This is a genomic window from Rhodococcus sp. WAY2, assembly GCF_009859915.1.
Lineage (GTDB): Bacteria > Actinomycetota > Actinomycetes > Mycobacteriales > Mycobacteriaceae > Rhodococcus_F > Rhodococcus_F oxybenzonivorans.
Map to the genome: position 1 here is coordinate 43,032 of NZ_CP046575.1, position 15,250 is coordinate 58,281.

Here is a 15,250-nt window from a genome sequence, read left to right on the forward strand (position 1 = left end):
CTGGGAGGACATCTCCGCTCCGCGCCTACTAGAGAGCCGTAGAGAACGCAACAACCACCGCCAGCGCACCCAGTGAGGCAACCAATGGATCGACATCCCGTCTAGTTCGACGAGCGCGCCACACATCCCGCTATCGTTTCCGAGCATGGGGACCACCTTCCACGGGCCGAGCCCCTTGGCCGCACATCACCCGCGCCATCCGAACGCGGGGACCTCGGATGCCGCGATCGCCTACCTCGTTGAGGACGCCCCCGACCTGCTCCCGCTGCGTGCCGGTGACGTCCTCGTCGTGAACGCCTCCCGAGCCGCGGTGCGCACGCCACCTCCCCGGCCGCACTCGCGTACTACGTGGACGTCGGCGTGAGGAGTCCTGTCGTCACCCAACCTGCATGCCAACGTCATCGCCACCAACCGGCGGCGGTCATCGGCCCTGTTGGCGAACGCGAACGGGCAAGATATTGCGAGTGTGGGCCGGGCGGGAAGCCACGGCATCTCCCACACGCACTCATTGAAGCCCGATCACGTCCGCGAGGCTGCTCGACCAGGGGCCCACCACCGCCTCGACCCGCCGGTTGCACCGCAGTGGGTATCGCGCGGTCCCACCAGGAGTGTTAGGTACGGCATGCCTTATAGACTCGGTCGGTGCCTAGCCAGTCCGACCGTGTAGAGAGCCCCGGTGTGCGCTTCGCGCGCGCGTTGGGAGGATTCGGTGACGCACCAGCATTGAGCACGCCGGACGAGACGGTCACCTACCGCGACCTGGCAGAACGCGTCGAGCGGGTGGCCTCACGGCTCGGGGGGACCCGCCGTCTGGTGCTGGTCGCCGGCGCCAATGACATCGATCTGATCGTCACCTATCTGGCGGCCCTGTTCGCCGGGCATCCGGTACTGCTGGCCCCGGGCGACAAACACGACAGCCTCGATGGTCTGATCGCCGCGTACCGACCCGACGTCGTGGTGCGCAGCGCCAACGGGCGCACGGTGGTCGAGGAGCAGTGTGAGGGCTCCGCGCACCTGCTGCACCCCGACCTCGCGCTGCTGCTGAGCACCTCGGGATCGACGGGTTCGCCGAAGCTCGTCCGTCTCTCGCACCGCAACCTGCAGACCAATGCGGAGTCGATCGCGGAATACCTCGACATCCTGGGCACCGACCGCGCTGTGACGACACTGCCCATGCACTACTGCTACGGATTGTCGGTCATCCACAGCCACCTCGTACGCGGCGCCGCCCTGGTTCTCACGACTCTCTCGGTCACCGACCCCGCGTTCTGGGACCTCGTCCGGACCCACCACGGCACCACATTTGCGGGCGTGCCCTATACCTTCGATCTACTCGACCGGATCGGGTTCGACGAAATGGATCTTCCCGACCTGCGTTACATCACGCAGGCCGGCGGGCGGCTGGCACCGGACCGCATCCGAGCCTATTCGGAAATGGGACGCCGCCGGGGCTGGGACTTGTTCGTCATGTACGGGCAGACCGAGGCGACCGCCCGGATGGCGTACCTGCCACCGGAACTCGCCGCCACCCACCCGCAGTCGATCGGCCGGCCGATTCCCGGCGGATCCTTCCGACTCGAACCGGTCGCCGACGCCCCGGAAGGCGCCGGTGAGCTGATCTACGCGGGGCCGAACGTGATGCTCGGCTACGCCCACACCCCCGAGGACCTGCGCCTCGGTGACACCCTCGGTGGCGAACTGCGGACCGGTGACCTCGCCCGGCAGACGGGTGACGGGTTGTACGAGGTGGTCGGTCGCCGCAGCCGATTCGCCAAGGTCTTCGGACTGCGGATCGACCTGCAGCACGTCGAGTCGGCACTCGCGCAGCACGGGCTGACGGCCTGCTGCGCGGGCGGCACGGACGAACTGATCGTGGCCGTCCAGAATGGCGGCGATGTGGACACGGTCCGGCACGCGACCGCCCGGGCCTCGGGTCTTCCCGTCGCAGCCATCCGGGTGTGCCCCGTCGACGAGCTTCCGCGGACCTCCACGGGAAAACCCGACCTCCGGGCCGTCGCCGAGCTCGCGCACGCGTCCGAACCCCCGCGGGCCACGCAATCGACCACAGACCCCGACACTGACGCCGTGAGGGCGCTGTATGCCGACATCCTCCGCTGCACGCACGTCACCGACGACAGCACGTTCGTGAGCCTGGGCGGCGACTCGCTGTCCTACGTGCGGATGTCCCTGCGACTCGAGGGGATGCTCGGCTACCTCCCCGAGAACTGGCACACAACCCGTGTCGGGGACTTCGCAGCGGCTCCGAGGCGACACCGCTGGCGGACAGTGGAAACCAACGTCCTGCTCCGCGCGGTGGCGATCGTGCTGATCGCGGGCTCGCACATTCACCTGTTCACGCTGCTCGGCGGAGCGCACGTGCTCCTCGGGATCGCGGGCTACAACTTCGCCCGCTTCCACCTCGGCACGGCCGAACGGACCGAACGCATACGCTACACACTCGGGAGCGTCGCCCGGATCGCCGTTCCCAGCATGGTGTGGATCGGGTCCGTCATCGCCCTCACCGGGGACTACCGCATCACCAGTGCATTCTTGCTCAACGGCATTCTCGGTCCGGACGGGTGGTCCGCCGAGTGGAGATACTGGTTCGTCGAGGCGATTGTGTACATCGTGCTGGTCCTCGCCGCGGTGCTGTACATACCGCTCGTCGACCGCATCGAGCGCAGGCACCCGTTCTGGTTCGCGATGGGGTTCGTGGCCCTCGGCCTGCTCACCCGGTACGGACTGGTCGACGTCGACGACAGCCGCAATCGCATCCTGACCGCGTCGGTGGTCTTCTGGTTGTTCGCCCTCGGCTGGGCAGCCGCCAAGTCGACGACCATCTGGCATCGACTCTGCGTCACCGCGGTGGTCGTGGCCACGGTACCCGGGTTCTTCTTCGGCGAGACTCGACGGGAAATCATCGTCGTCGGTGGGCTCTGCCTGCTGGTGTGGCTCAAATCCGTCCCCTGCCCCACGATGCTGAGCCGAGTGGCAGGGGTGTTGGCGAGTGCGTCCCTCTACATCTACCTGACACATTTCCAGGTGTATCTGCCGCTACGCGACGACCATCCTTGGTTGGCGCTGGCGCTGTCGATTCTGGTCGGCATTCTCTATTGGCAAGCGGTGACATTCGTCCTCGCCCTTCACCCGCTCAGCGCCTGGCGACCGGAAGCGCACAGGATGCCGCTCGGTGTGCACCAGGCCGTGACCAGAACACGACGGAGGGCCGCCGACCGTTTCGCACACTGAACACGGCAATCGGGTGCGGTGGTCCCGGGCGATCCTCCACTCGATGCGCCCGCGCGGCAATTTAGGTTTGCCAATCCTGTGAGTAGCATCATTTCCTGGAGACGGCTGGGACAGCTCCCGCTGCGGAAGAGGACGGACGATGAGGATGCGGATCGGACTGATGTCGGGGGTGGCGCTCGCCACCGCCGCGGTGCTGACGGTGTCGGGGTGCTCGGATTCCGGTTCGGACAACGCGACCGACTCGGGCGCCGCCAACCAGATCACCGTGTACAACGCGCAGCACGAATCGTTGACCCAGGAGTGGGCTGACGCCTTCACGGCGGAGACCGGCATCGAGGTGGAACTGCGCAACGGTAGTGACACCGAGCTCGGCAACCAGCTCGTGGCCGAGGGTGACCGGTCGCCGGCCGACGTGTTTCTCACCGAGAATTCCCCGGCCATGACGCTGGTGGAGAACGCCGGGCTCTTCGCCGACGTGAATCAGGACGTCCTCGACCAGGTCCCGAGCCAGTACCGGCCGTCGAGCGGCCAGTGGACCGGGATCGCGGCTCGTTCCACCGTCTTCGCGTACAACAAGGACACGCTGCCCCAAGACCAGCTGCCGAAGTCCCTGCTCGACCTACAGGATCCCGCCTGGAAGGACCGCTGGGCGGCGTCCCCGTCGGGCGCCGATTTCCAGGCCATCGTCAGTGCACTGCTCGAACTGAGGGGTGAGGACGCCACCCGGGCGTGGCTGGCCGGGATGAAGGAGAACGTCCGCACCTACAAGGGCAACGGTGCGGTGATGAAGGCCGTCAACGCCGGTGAGATCCCGGGCGGTGTGATCTACCACTACTACTGGTTCGGTGATCAGGCCAAGACCGGTGAGAACAGCAACAACGTCGCGCTTCACTACTTCAAGAACGAGGATCCGGGAGCGTTCGTCAGCGTCTCCGGTGGTGGTGTCCTGAAGTCCAGCACGAAGCAAGATGCGGCGCAGCAGTTCCTGAAGTTCGTCACCGGCCAGAAGGGACAGGACGTCCTGCAGACCGGGACGTCGTTCGAGTACACGGTGGGCAGTGGCGTGCCCGCGAATCCGAAGCTGGTTCCCCTCGCTGAACTGCAGGCCCCGCAGGTCGACCCCGCGAAGCTCAACAGCCCGCAGGTCACCGAACTCATGACGGAAGCCGGTTTGCTCTGAATCTCGCACTGATCGGCCGAGCGCGGTCGGGAGACGCGGCCACGACGCGTCCCCCGACCGCCCGGCCGGGTCTGCCACTGCCGCTGGCGGTCGCCGCGGTGATCGTGGTGGCCGCGTCGTTCATTCCGCTCGGCTACGTGATCGCGGCGAGCATCGCCACGGGCTGGGACACCGCGTCGGCGTTGCTGTTCCGACCCCGGGTACGCGAATTGCTGTCGAACACCGTGCTGCTGGTCGTGGTCACGGTGCCGATCTGCGTCGTCGTCGGCGTCCTCGCCGCCTGGCTCGTCGAGCGCACCCGGGTTCCGGGGGCGAAGGTGTGGGCGGTGCTCCTCGCGGCGCCTCTGGCCGTTCCGGCGTTCGTGAACAGTTATTCCTGGGTGACGGCGATTCCCTCCCTCGGCGGGCTGTCGGGCGGTGTCCTCATCGCGACCCTCTCGTATTTCCCCCTCGTCTACATTCCGGCGGCCGCGACACTGCGCCGGCTGGATCCGGCCGTCGAGGAATCGGCGCGAGCACTCGGACTCGGGCCGTGGGCGGTGTTCTTCCGCGTCGTGGTGCCGCAGCTGCGCCTGGCCATCGCCGGCGGGGCGCTGCTGGTCTCGCTGCACCTTCTCGCCGAATACGGCGCCTTCGTCTTCATCAGGTTCGACACGTTCACGACGGCGATCTTCGAGCAGTACCAGTCGACGTTCAACGGGACCGCGGCGACCATGCTCGCCGGTGTCCTGGTGCTGCTCTGCCTGACCCTGCTGGTGATCGAATCGGTCGTCCGCGGCAGCGCCCGGTACGCCCGGATCGGGTCGGGTGCGGCCCGCCGGGCGGTGCCCGCCGAACTCGGCTGGCGGTACTCGCCGATCGTGCTGGCGTTCCTCGGGGTGCTGATCGCGGCGTCCGTCGGTGTCCCGGTGGTCAGCGTCCTGCGGTGGCTCGTCATCGGCGGGAGCGCGGTCTGGGAGTGGGAGGCCGTTGCGTCCGCGCTGGTACAGACGCTCGGGTTCGGCATCGCCGGCGCCGTCGTGACGTGTGTACTCGCCTTCCCGATCGCCTGGATCTCGATCCGCCGCCGCGGACGGTTCAGCCGCTTCCTCGAGGGCGGCACCTACATCTCGAGTTCGCTGCCCGGCATCGTGGTGGCCCTGGCATTGGTCACCGTCTCCATCCGCTACCTCCACCCGCTCTATCAGAGCGTGGCCGTCGTGATCGCGGGCTACGCGCTGCTCTTCCTGCCGCGTGCCCTGGTGAACCTCCGGGCCGGACTCGCGCAGGCGCCTGTCGGGCTCGAGGAGGCGGCGCAGTCGCTGGGTGTCTCACCGCTGTCGGCCTTCTTCCGGGTGACGCTGCGGCTGGCCGCCCCGGCCACGGCGGCGGGCGGGGCTCTGGTGTTCCTGGGGATCGTCAACGAGCTGACCGCCACCCTGTTGCTGGCGCCCACCGGTACCCGCACCCTGTCCATGCGGTTCTGGTCGCTGAGCAGCGAGATCGACTACGCCGGCGCCGCGCCGTACGCGCTGATCATGATCGTGTTGTCGCTGCCCATGACCTACGTGCTCTTCTCCCAGTCGAAAAAGGTAGCGGGACTATGACATACGCACTCGAAGTGGAAGGACTCGACAAGTCGTTCGGCGCTGCGGCGATCCTCCGGCACGTCGCGTTCGCCGTCGAGGCGGGATCCACGACGGCGATCGTGGGGCCGTCGGGTTGCGGCAAGACCACGTTGCTCCGCCTGATCGCGGGGTTCGAGAAGCCGGATGCCGGCACCATCGCACTGGCCGGCCGGGTCGTCGCGGGCGGCGGTTGGACGCCCGCGCACCGGCGGTCGGTGGGGTACGTGGCCCAGGACGGTGCGCTGTTCCCGCACGCCACGGTCGGCGCGAACGTCGGGTTCGGTCTGCCCCGCCGGGCCCGCACCGCGCCGAGGATCGCCGAGCTCCTCGAGATGGTGTCGCTGGACCCGTCGTACGCGTCCCGGCGACCCGACCAGCTGTCGGGCGGGCAGCAGCAGCGGGTGGCACTCGCGCGGGCGCTGGCCCGCGAACCCGAACTCATGCTGCTCGACGAGCCGTTCTCCGCACTGGACGCCGGGCTGCGGGCGAACACGCGCAGGATCGTCGCCGACGTCCTCGCGAAGGCCGCGATCACCACCATCCTCGTCACCCACGACCAGCCCGAGGCGCTGTCGTTCGCCGACCGGGTCGCGGTGATGAGCACGGGCCGCCTCGCCCAGATCGGTACCCCACGCGAAATCTATTCCACCCCGATCGACGTCCCCACCGCGCAGTTCATCGGTGACGCCGTCGTGTTGTCGGCGCACGTCGACGGCGGCCGGGCCCACTGCGCCCTCGGCGACGTGGCCGTGGCCCCGAACGGCGTCCGCGGGAGCGCCCGAGTCATGTTGCGGCCGGAGCAGATCGAGGTGACCACGGACGGCGCAGGCGTAACCGGGACGGTCGTCGACGTCGAATACCTCGGATCGGAGATGCTGCTCGGCATCCGCCTCGACAACGCGGACGGCATGGTCCCCGAACGGGTCACCGTCCGCCGCTTCGGCGCCACCGCCCTCACCCCCGGCGACCGCGTCGGCATCCGCGTCCTCGGCACGGCCGTGGCGTACCACCTGTGAGAGCTTCCCCTCGCGCGGGTCGTGCGCGTGCGATGCACGTAGCCGTTTCGTCCGGTGTCGACGCTACGACACTGGGTGGCTCTCGATGGCGTCCAGCCGTTTCCGGAAGGTGCGCAGCAGCAGGACTGCGGCAGCGAGGAGCCCACAGGACAGTCCGATCCACATCCCGGGGGCTTCCAGCCCCAGCCCGTACGCGCACAGCAGCCCGACGGGCAGACCCACCACCCAGTAGCCGATCAGGGTGATCGCGAACCTCGAGGTCGTGTATCTCTGCCGTTCTCGGCTCTGTGGCGGGGGTGGTCGTCGCCTTGCTGGTCGGTGGCGATGTCGCAGGGTCAGCCATCGCCGCTTTGACAGGTCTTGTCCTCGGAGCGTGTGTCGGGGGCGTGGCAGTCGTCGGCGGTAAGCTCGCTCTCCGGACTGCCCCTGCATAGCGGCCGGCCAGTAACCGCTGGTGGCAGCACCGATTCGCAATCTGCACCTCCGCGGCGGTCGGAATCTCTGTCGGCCTCGTCGTCGCGTGGTTGACCGCTTCCTCTACTACCGTCGCGTCGTGGGCACCCCTAGGCTCCTGTTTCGCTGCAATGGTTGCGGCGTACCTGCTTGCGTTGATTTTCTGCCCACCGAATCCGAGTGAAGTTGACTGATGGCCAACCTAATTCCCTGAATTCGGCACAGAATCAGGATCGCGAGACGCACCGTAAGCCGAACCATCACCGGCACTTCCCGAAAATTCGGGTACTGACCGGAACTCGCTGGCCAGTGCGGTTCCGTTCGACCCATCTGGTGAAGCAGAGTGTCGGATGGGTGCGTCACAGGGTGCAGAAATGGTGCGGGTCGACGCTTACCTCATCGACCCGCACCAAGCTCTTGATCCCCGATGTTCGAACGCGCACCTTCTTGACAGAACACACAGGGACCCTCCATGCAGCGGGCGAGAAGATCCACTGGTTCACGTAGTCCTGGCCCGACCGGGTGCACCGATTCTAACGCACGGCTACACTGTTAGGTAACGAGAGGAGTTGGTGATAATGGCGGCGGACATTGAGACGCGAGACACCGGCGGCGGCACCCAGCCGCTCGAGCAACTACTCAGCGAGAAGTTCGGCATCAAGATGGCTCGACTCGACATCGAACGCGCCCTCGACGCGCTCCCCACCATCCACCAAGCCTCGGTGGCCCTTCCCGCTGCCGAGGCCGCGATGTACGACGCCGCCGACTTCGGCGAAGACCAGGACGCCTACCGGCGGAAGATGCTCGACAACGTTGCCGCCTACACCCGCCTGCTGAGCACCGCGCGCACATCGGCCGAGGTCAGCGCCCTCCTCGAGGTCGATCCGTCGCGGATCCGGCAGCGGGTAGCCGACCGCACGCTATGGGCGCTCAAGGACCAGGGGAAATGGCTCTTCCCGGCACTGCAGTTCGAACCCGAGGGACCCCGACCTGGCCTGGTACGCGGCCTGGACAAGATCCTGTCTGCCCTGCCCGCCGGGCTGCACCCCCTGGCCGTCGAAGGGCTCCTGACCACTCCGCAAGACCAACTCCGCGACGAGGGCAAGCCCGCATCCATACTGCATTGGCTACGGTCGGGCGGCGACATCGCGGCCGCCTCTTGCGTCGTGGAGCAGCAGAGATGGGCGAGCGCCTGACGGATGTCCATCCTCCCCCTCCCCCCACCTCCGTCGCCCGATGAACTGCGCGCCATCGGAATCCGACCGAACGAATACCGCCTCATCGATACGACCGAAACCTGGTGGCGGGTGCACCGCACCACCGCCGTGCACACCCTGGCGTGGAACGCGTTCCGCACCTTCGGGCCTGTGCTGAGATTCGATCCCCACCCGCAACCGCGCGGACATCACCCCGCGCACGGCGTCTGGTACGGCGCAACCAACCCCGGTGCCGCGCTCGGCGAAGCGTTCCAAAACGATCGGACCATCGACCGCGCATTCGAGATCCCCTACTTGACCGGCCTGCGTTTCACCCGCACCCTGCGCCTCCTCGACGTCTCCACCGACAGCACCGGCCACTGGCCCACCCGCGCCGGCGGAACCTATGCCATCTCCACAGCCGGACACGACCACACCCAGAGGTGGGCCCGCGCCATCGTCGACGCATTCCCTCATCTCGACGGCATCAGCTACAACAGCCGCTTCACCGGGGCCCTCTGCGCAGCCCTGTTCTCCCGAGCGCAGGACGCGATGCCGACCGCTCCCCTCACCTCACGAGCGCTGACCGACCCGGCCCTCGCCACCCGACTCGCCGGCGTCGCCGACAAACTCGGATACAAAGTCGTGTGACATTCGCCTGTTCCCGACAGCCCACCACGACCTCCCACCAACGGGGATACTCGCTACTAACTTCGATTCCCGGTGCGGGAATCGCGTTGAGGTCGACGCCCAGCGGGACGCCGCTGGAGAGGGCGTCGAGTGAAAACCGGAGGGTCGCGAGGGCCTGTGCAGAGACAACGTTCTCCACGTGCCCGTCGATCGCGCGAGCGAGGAGCTTCTGCGGTGCGCGCCGTGTGTCGGACTGTTCCTGCAGGGCTTTGTACTGATCCGTCCACCCGCTTTTCGGCGAGTAGGTAACCCCTGGACGGGACAGCATTGTGTGGTTCCCGTCACATTTGACGAAGTCGGTGGCGTGTCCGCTTGCGTCGGGCCGTGAAGCGACACTCGCCGCATCCGGGATGCCGTCGCGCCGGTCCCCGCACCCACTCGCCGGCCCGGCAAACGTCGAGGTCACCGCCGGTTTCCTCAGCCTTGGGCGGCGCTGCTCGACGGGGTCCCCGGGATGGTGATCCCGGTGTCGCCTTTGTCCGTGATGGCCGCTCTAGGCCCCTGACGTGGGCGTATTCAAGCAAGATCATATTTAGATATCGATTAGGTCACGATTGTGCGGTCGATACCGTTTTGTTACTTTCCTTTTCGACGGGGGTCCGAGGCCGCGAATCTCACGAGCGCGGGCCAGCCAACGAAGACGAGGTAAGACACCGTGGCGAAACACCGCAGGACGGCACATCCTTCAAATTCCATCACCAGCCGCGTGAAAATCGCGACCGTCGCCGCGGCGACCGGTGCCATCCTGATCGGCGGCGCGCAGTTCGGCGCCGGGTCCGCGGCCGCCCGCCCGCTCGAGATCCCACCGGGCCTGCTGCCCGCCGGTGTTCAGCTGCCCGCGATCGAGCTGCCCGACCTCCCGGCCGCCCCGCCCGCACCCGGCACGCCCGGACCGGTCAATCCGGGCAGCCCCGCTCCGCTCAAGGTCCGCGCCGTGCAGCCGGTGTCCGGCACGCTGTCCTCCGGCTACGGCCCCCGATGGGGCGCACACCACGGCGGCATCGACATCGCGGCCCCGATCGGCACCCCGATCCAGTCCGCGGCCGACGGTGAGGTCATCTCCGCGGGCCCGGCCTCCGGGTTCGGGTTGTGGGTGCGGGTGCGCCACGACGACGGCGCCGTCACCGTGTACGGCCACATCAACGAGTTCATCGTCAACGTCGGCCAGCGGGTCGCGGCGGGTCAGCAGATCGCCACCGTCGGCAACCGTGGTCAGTCGACCGGTCCGCACCTGCACTTCGAGGTCTCTGACGCAGGCGGCAACCGGCTCAACCCGAGCCAGTGGCTGCGCGACCGCGGCGTCTCGGCGACCTGGGGAACCGACTAGAACTCGCCCCGACGGTAGTCAGTTCCACACGATGTCGCCACGGTGCACCGAATGAACATTGCAGGACACTCGATTTCGTTCGATGCGGTCGCACGGGAAGCCGCCCCGGTTCCACGTTCTTGGCTCAGTTCTCGCGCGCATAGTCGCTGAGGCTGGTCAGTTCACCTGACCGGCTCTCTCGAGAAAGCTGCGACCAGTGGGAGGTGCTCCGATAACCAGTCCTGTGTTCTCAGAACAGTTCCCCGGAAATCCTTGGCGTCACCTTCGCGGTCAAGGTGACCGGACAGGTGGTCGCGGCCGTACCCTAGCGCGGCCACACTGGTCGCCGTCGGAAACAGCATCGACACCTGATCCTGCCCTCCCGAGTTCCGGCTGTGCGGTCGACCGCATGTCTCTGCTCGGCTGCATTGCGACGCCGGAGGCACGTCGAGCGGTTCGGTACGTGTCGCTCATTGTTTGTGCGCCCCGCACCGCTGTGCGCACCCGGTGCGGCGACGCCGAACCCCCTGCTCCCGGGCGGAGCAGGGGTTCGGTGGGGTCGAAGGTCAGCGTTCGCTCATCGACTCGAACGCCTCCACAGCATCGTTGAGCGCGCGCGTCCAAGAGACCCTCGACCACGTCCGTCTGGTCCACCCGCGACCGCCGATGCCGCCAACCTCAGGACCCGACGGGACAGGAGATTCAACTCCTGCCGGACTTGGCGGAGCTGCTGGTCGACATCCGCAACCGTCATCACCCGCGCCCGCAGCCGTGAGGTGTGCCGCTGCGGGCCCCGCCATCATCTCCAGCTCGCTCGGCGTATTCGAGGATGTTCAGCTTCCGGCTCGCGGCCACCTCGGTGACCGGACGAGTGGTGAAGCAGCCGTTGCGCAACGGGTCGGGTCCACGTTCACAGGCGGAATCTTCCCTGTCCCACACGCCCGCGCGGCGATAGGCTCGATCTGGGTGGGGCGAGGGGAGCGTGATTGCATCGAAGAGCACTCGAAAATACCGCTGATGGCGATCGGTACGATGTGTGGCGCGCAAACCGACCTCGGGCCGATCGCCTTTTTGCGTGTACTGCCGACGGCGCTCCCTGGGTTGGTCAATCTCTGTGAACGCCCGGCACACCGGCCCGGAAACACAAGTTCAGTGGTCCGCTCGGAGAGTGAAGCCGATGCCGAGGACCTCGGCGATTGATGTCGTCGTCGCTGTCGGGACACGTATCGTCGACTGCGTACACCGTTCCCTCCGGTTTCGAGGCGAGGTGGATACACCCGATGTTTCGACGCCATAGTGACCTCGTAGTGGTCCCCAACGTCATCGGCATGTCCCCCTCGAAGGCGAAGCGTGAGGCCGACCACGCCGGACTCTGGCTGCGCGGCCCCGAAGCAGACGCCGGCCCAATAGGCAAGTCCGACCTGCCCACCGGAGTGATCACGGCTCAAGCACCCACCCCAGGCTCACTGGTCGCCCCTGGGTCCGCGCTGGCCGTGTGGATCGACAGAAATGACGACGGACGTGGCGGGATGCGCGAGCCCCGCAGACCTCCGCCCGACCCGAAAGGCAATAAGGCTGTCTTCGATGTGCACTAACTGCGCGGTGCCTCGAATGACGGTGTGTGCGGTTCAACAAGCTCCGCGGATCCTGGGTCTCCGTGTGACGCAATCGCGTGGACCTGGACCAAGGTCGGGTCATGGCGGAAACCAATCGCAAGCGCAGTCGAGGCGGTCGAAACGATGGTGGCGAATCGCCCCAGCCCCGCGGCCAGGGCCGACCGCTGGTCCAGCGGAAGCCCCCGCCGGGATCCGACACTCTGCGACACTCGTCGTGTTTCAGCGAGTACCCCTGCAGCAGGAACCCTGGACACGAGGTGAGAACGGATGGCGATGCGCCAAATCAACTACCCCGGCGACGACGGAGCGCGCTTGTTCGCCGCGGGGTGTGGAGAGGGTCCGGTCGTCGTCCTGTTGCATGGCGGGGGCCCTGATCATCACAGCTTGCTGCCGATGGCGACGCGTCTCGAAGACCGGTTCACCGTTGTTGTTCCGGACGTGCGGGGGTACGGCCGCTCGGTGTGCCGGGATCCGGCGCTGCACACGTGGAGTCGCTACGCTGACGACGTGATCGCCCTCCTCGACCACCTGGGCGCGCCGGAGGCTGTGATCGGCGGGACCGGGCTGGGCGGCACCATCGCCTTACGCGCCGCTCTGGCCTTCCCCTCGCGCGTGCGGGCGGTCGTGGTGATCAGCGCCGAGGATATCGAGGACGACGAAGCGAAATTGGCCGAAACCGCGTTGATGGACCGCTTCGCCGAGCGGGTGCGAGGGGACGGTATCGAAGCGGCGTGGGAGTTGTTCCTTCCCCACCTGCAACCGCTGATCGGGAACCTGGTGCGCTCGGCGATACCGCGCGCCGATCCGGGGAGCGTCGCCGCAGCGGCCGCCATTGGGCGTGACCGCTCGTTCCGCACGCTCGACGAACTCGGTGCGATCGACGTTCCGGTGCTCATCGTCCCCGGCGCCGACGAGCGCCATCCGGCCGAGCTCGCCGAACGGATGAGCGCGACCATCCCGCATGCGACACTCGCGCGGAACGTCTCGTTCGACGCGCTCGAGACGGCGGATGACCTCGCCGACGCCGTCGTCCCGCAGATCCGCCGATTCCTCGGCAACTGAGGCCATTACCCCTCCCCGTGCGTGCCCGAGCCACGTTCGTCCGACAGGCGCACCCTGGGGCGTCGTGGCTCGGCACGGCACCGCTGCTCAGGCGGTGCCCGGTCCGCGGGCCAGAGGTGGATCGGGCTTGCCGTGTCGTGGGTGGCAGTGTCGGGCCGTCACGCCTCGGTGACGCTGGGTATCTGATCCTGGACCACGAAGCTGGCGCGGGTGTGGATCGGCGCGCCCGGGCGCCGGATATAGGGCATGACGCGGAAGTCGTTGCGCCACAACTGATGGTCCAGGTCGACCCGCACGTATCCGCGCTGCGCGTTGAAGAACTTCATGTCGGGATTGGCGGCCAGCAGGCGGCGGCCGGTGTCATTCATGTCGGCGCCGTCGCCGGCGGAGGTGATCGACGTTCCCGAGAATTCCGACGCGACGATCGGTGATTGCGGGTCGGCGTAGTCCCGGCGCAGGTCGGCGACGATGTTCTGGTGACGGTCGCCGGTGATCACCACCAGATTGCGGACGCCGCGATCCGCTGCGGCGCCGAGGACGGTGTTGCGATCGGCGACGTATCCGTCCCACGAGTCGGAGGACACCACGGTGTCCGGGCCGGGGTCGTTGTCGGTCTGGCCCATCGCCACCTGATTGCCGATGATCTGCCAACGGGCGGGCGAGCCGGTGAATCCGTCGAGCAGCCAGTTGCGTTGCTGTGCACCCAGTATCGTGCGGTCGGTGTCGAGCCGGTCGGCGCAGTGGGCGGTGACATTTCCCCCGCAGGCCTGCCGGTTCCGATATTGCCGGGTGTCGAGCATGGTGATCTGCGCGAGATCGCCGAACCGGTAGCGGCGGTGTAGGCGCATCCCAGGCCCGGCGGGCCGCTGCGCGAGTCGCAGCGGCTGGTGCTCGTACAGCGCCTGGAAGGCGGCGGCTCGGCGCCGGCGGAACAGTGCGGGTATTCGGTAGATATCGAGGCCCAGTCCCGGCGAGTCGGCGGCCCAGTTGTTGTCGACCTCGTGATCGTCCATGGTCACGATCCAGGGAAACGCTGCATGGGCGTCGCGCAGCGGCTGCTCGGCTTTGTACTGTGCGTAGTGCAGCCGGTAGCCGGGCAGATCGACGGCTTCGCCGCGGTCCGCTCCCATCGACATTCCCTCGCGGCCGCGCCGCCACCCGCGCTCGTAGATGTAATCGCCCAGATGGACGACCAGATCGAGGTCTTCGGCGCTCATGTGCTCGTAAGCGGTGTAGAAGCCCGAACTCCACGACTGGCAGGAGGCGAACGCGAACCGCATCCGCGCGGTGGGCTGCCCCGGAGCCGGGGCCGTGCGGGTCCGGCCCACCGGGGAGATCGCCGAGCCGGCACGGAACCGGTAGAAGTACCAGCGAGCGGGCTCCAAGCCGTGGATCTCCGGGTGCACGCTGTGGGCGAGTTCGCGGGTCGCGACCGCCGTACCGCGCGTCACCACCTGCCGGAAGCTCTCGTCGTGCGCGACTTCGTATTCGACGGTCACCGGATCCCACCCGATGCCGCCGCGTCCGCCGGGGGCAAGGGGGTCCGGCGCCAGGCGGGTCCACAGGACGACACCATCGGGTGTCGGATCTCCCGATGCCACACCGAGTCCGAATGGGTCATCTCCTCGCCACCGCGGGGCAGGCAACCGCGCGCTGCTCACCGCCGCCGTACCCACCAGCACCGCAGCCGATCCGGCCACACCTACTCGCAACAACTGCCGACGGGAAAGGGACATACACCACGGTAGGCTGTGTTGAGCCCAGCGCCAGAGTGATCACGCCCGAGTGCCTCGAGCAGCGATCACACGCTCAGGAGTATTCGCGGGGGTGTCGGGACCAGCATGATGGGTCCGTGCCTACCGCGATCCGTCCCCG

11 protein-coding genes and 1 pseudogene are annotated in these 15,250 nt (G+C 67.5%); 10 read left to right on the top strand and 2 right to left on the bottom strand.

All coding sequences use genetic code 11. From position 1 onward, the window contains the following. Nucleotides 1-145: 145 nt before the first annotated feature. The 5 genes and pseudogenes from GFS60_RS36955 to GFS60_RS36975 form a co-directional block, all read left to right on the top strand. A pseudogene (locus tag GFS60_RS36955) lies at nucleotides 146-457 on the top strand (phosphatidylserine/phosphatidylglycerophosphate/cardiolipin synthase family protein); the annotation flags it as partial. A 185-nt stretch (nucleotides 458-642) separates the two neighbouring features. Continuing rightward, nucleotides 643-3,249 carry an AMP-binding protein gene (locus GFS60_RS36960; protein ID WP_442972239.1) on the top strand — a complete coding sequence of 869 codons (2,607 nt, stop codon included), beginning with the start codon at nucleotides 643-645 and terminating at the stop codon, nucleotides 3,247-3,249. Between the two features lie 139 nt (nucleotides 3,250-3,388). Then, nucleotides 3,389-4,429, top strand: coding sequence for an iron ABC transporter substrate-binding protein (locus GFS60_RS36965; RefSeq protein WP_159929558.1), 1,041 nt, complete (start codon nucleotides 3,389-3,391; stop codon nucleotides 4,427-4,429). Nucleotides 4,430-4,500: 71 nt separating this feature from the next. Beyond that, entirely contained in the window at nucleotides 4,501-6,015 is a 1,515-nt protein-coding gene (locus GFS60_RS36970) for an ABC transporter permease (protein ID WP_201453733.1), read from the top strand. Then, complete coding sequence (locus GFS60_RS36975; protein ID WP_159929560.1) at nucleotides 6,012-7,052, top strand: ABC transporter ATP-binding protein; 1,041 nt, start codon at nucleotides 6,012-6,014, stop codon at nucleotides 7,050-7,052. Before GFS60_RS36970 ends, GFS60_RS36975 begins: the two co-directional genes overlap by 4 nt. Before the next feature lie 63 nt (nucleotides 7,053-7,115). Here the strand turns inward: GFS60_RS36975 and GFS60_RS36980 are convergent, their stop codons facing one another. Further along, nucleotides 7,116-7,274 (bottom strand): hypothetical protein, encoded by a 159-nt coding sequence (locus GFS60_RS36980; RefSeq protein WP_201453724.1) that lies wholly within the window; start codon nucleotides 7,272-7,274, stop codon nucleotides 7,116-7,118. An 809-nt stretch (nucleotides 7,275-8,083) separates the two neighbouring features. Here GFS60_RS36980 and GFS60_RS36985 point away from each other — a divergent pair. The 5 genes from GFS60_RS36985 (at nucleotide 8,084) to GFS60_RS37010 (ending at nucleotide 13,375) form a co-directional block, all read left to right on the top strand. Beyond that, a complete protein-coding gene (locus tag GFS60_RS36985) occupies nucleotides 8,084-8,701 on the top strand; it encodes a DNA-binding protein (protein WP_159929562.1) in 618 nt (205 codons plus the stop codon). 3 nt (nucleotides 8,702-8,704) lie between these two features. Continuing rightward, nucleotides 8,705-9,352, top strand: a complete 648-nt coding sequence (locus GFS60_RS36990; protein ID WP_159929564.1) for an RES family NAD+ phosphorylase — start codon at nucleotides 8,705-8,707, stop codon at nucleotides 9,350-9,352. 694 nt (nucleotides 9,353-10,046) lie between these two features. After that, entirely contained in the window at nucleotides 10,047-10,718 is a 672-nt protein-coding gene (locus GFS60_RS37000) for a M23 family metallopeptidase (protein WP_159929566.1), read from the top strand. Nucleotides 10,719-11,977: 1,259 nt separating this feature from the next. Further along, a complete protein-coding gene (locus GFS60_RS37005) occupies nucleotides 11,978-12,292 on the top strand; it encodes a PASTA domain-containing protein (RefSeq protein WP_159929568.1) in 315 nt (104 codons plus the stop codon). 288 nt (nucleotides 12,293-12,580) lie between these two features. Next, nucleotides 12,581-13,375 (top strand): alpha/beta fold hydrolase, encoded by a 795-nt coding sequence (locus GFS60_RS37010; protein ID WP_442972240.1) that lies wholly within the window; start codon nucleotides 12,581-12,583, stop codon nucleotides 13,373-13,375. Between the two features lie 158 nt (nucleotides 13,376-13,533). Here GFS60_RS37010 and GFS60_RS37015 read toward each other — a convergent pair whose 3' ends face one another. Continuing rightward, nucleotides 13,534-15,111 carry an alkaline phosphatase D family protein gene (locus GFS60_RS37015; protein WP_159929570.1) on the bottom strand — a complete coding sequence of 526 codons (1,578 nt, stop codon included), beginning with the start codon at nucleotides 15,109-15,111 and terminating at the stop codon, nucleotides 13,534-13,536. Nucleotides 15,112-15,250: the final 139 nt, after the last annotated feature.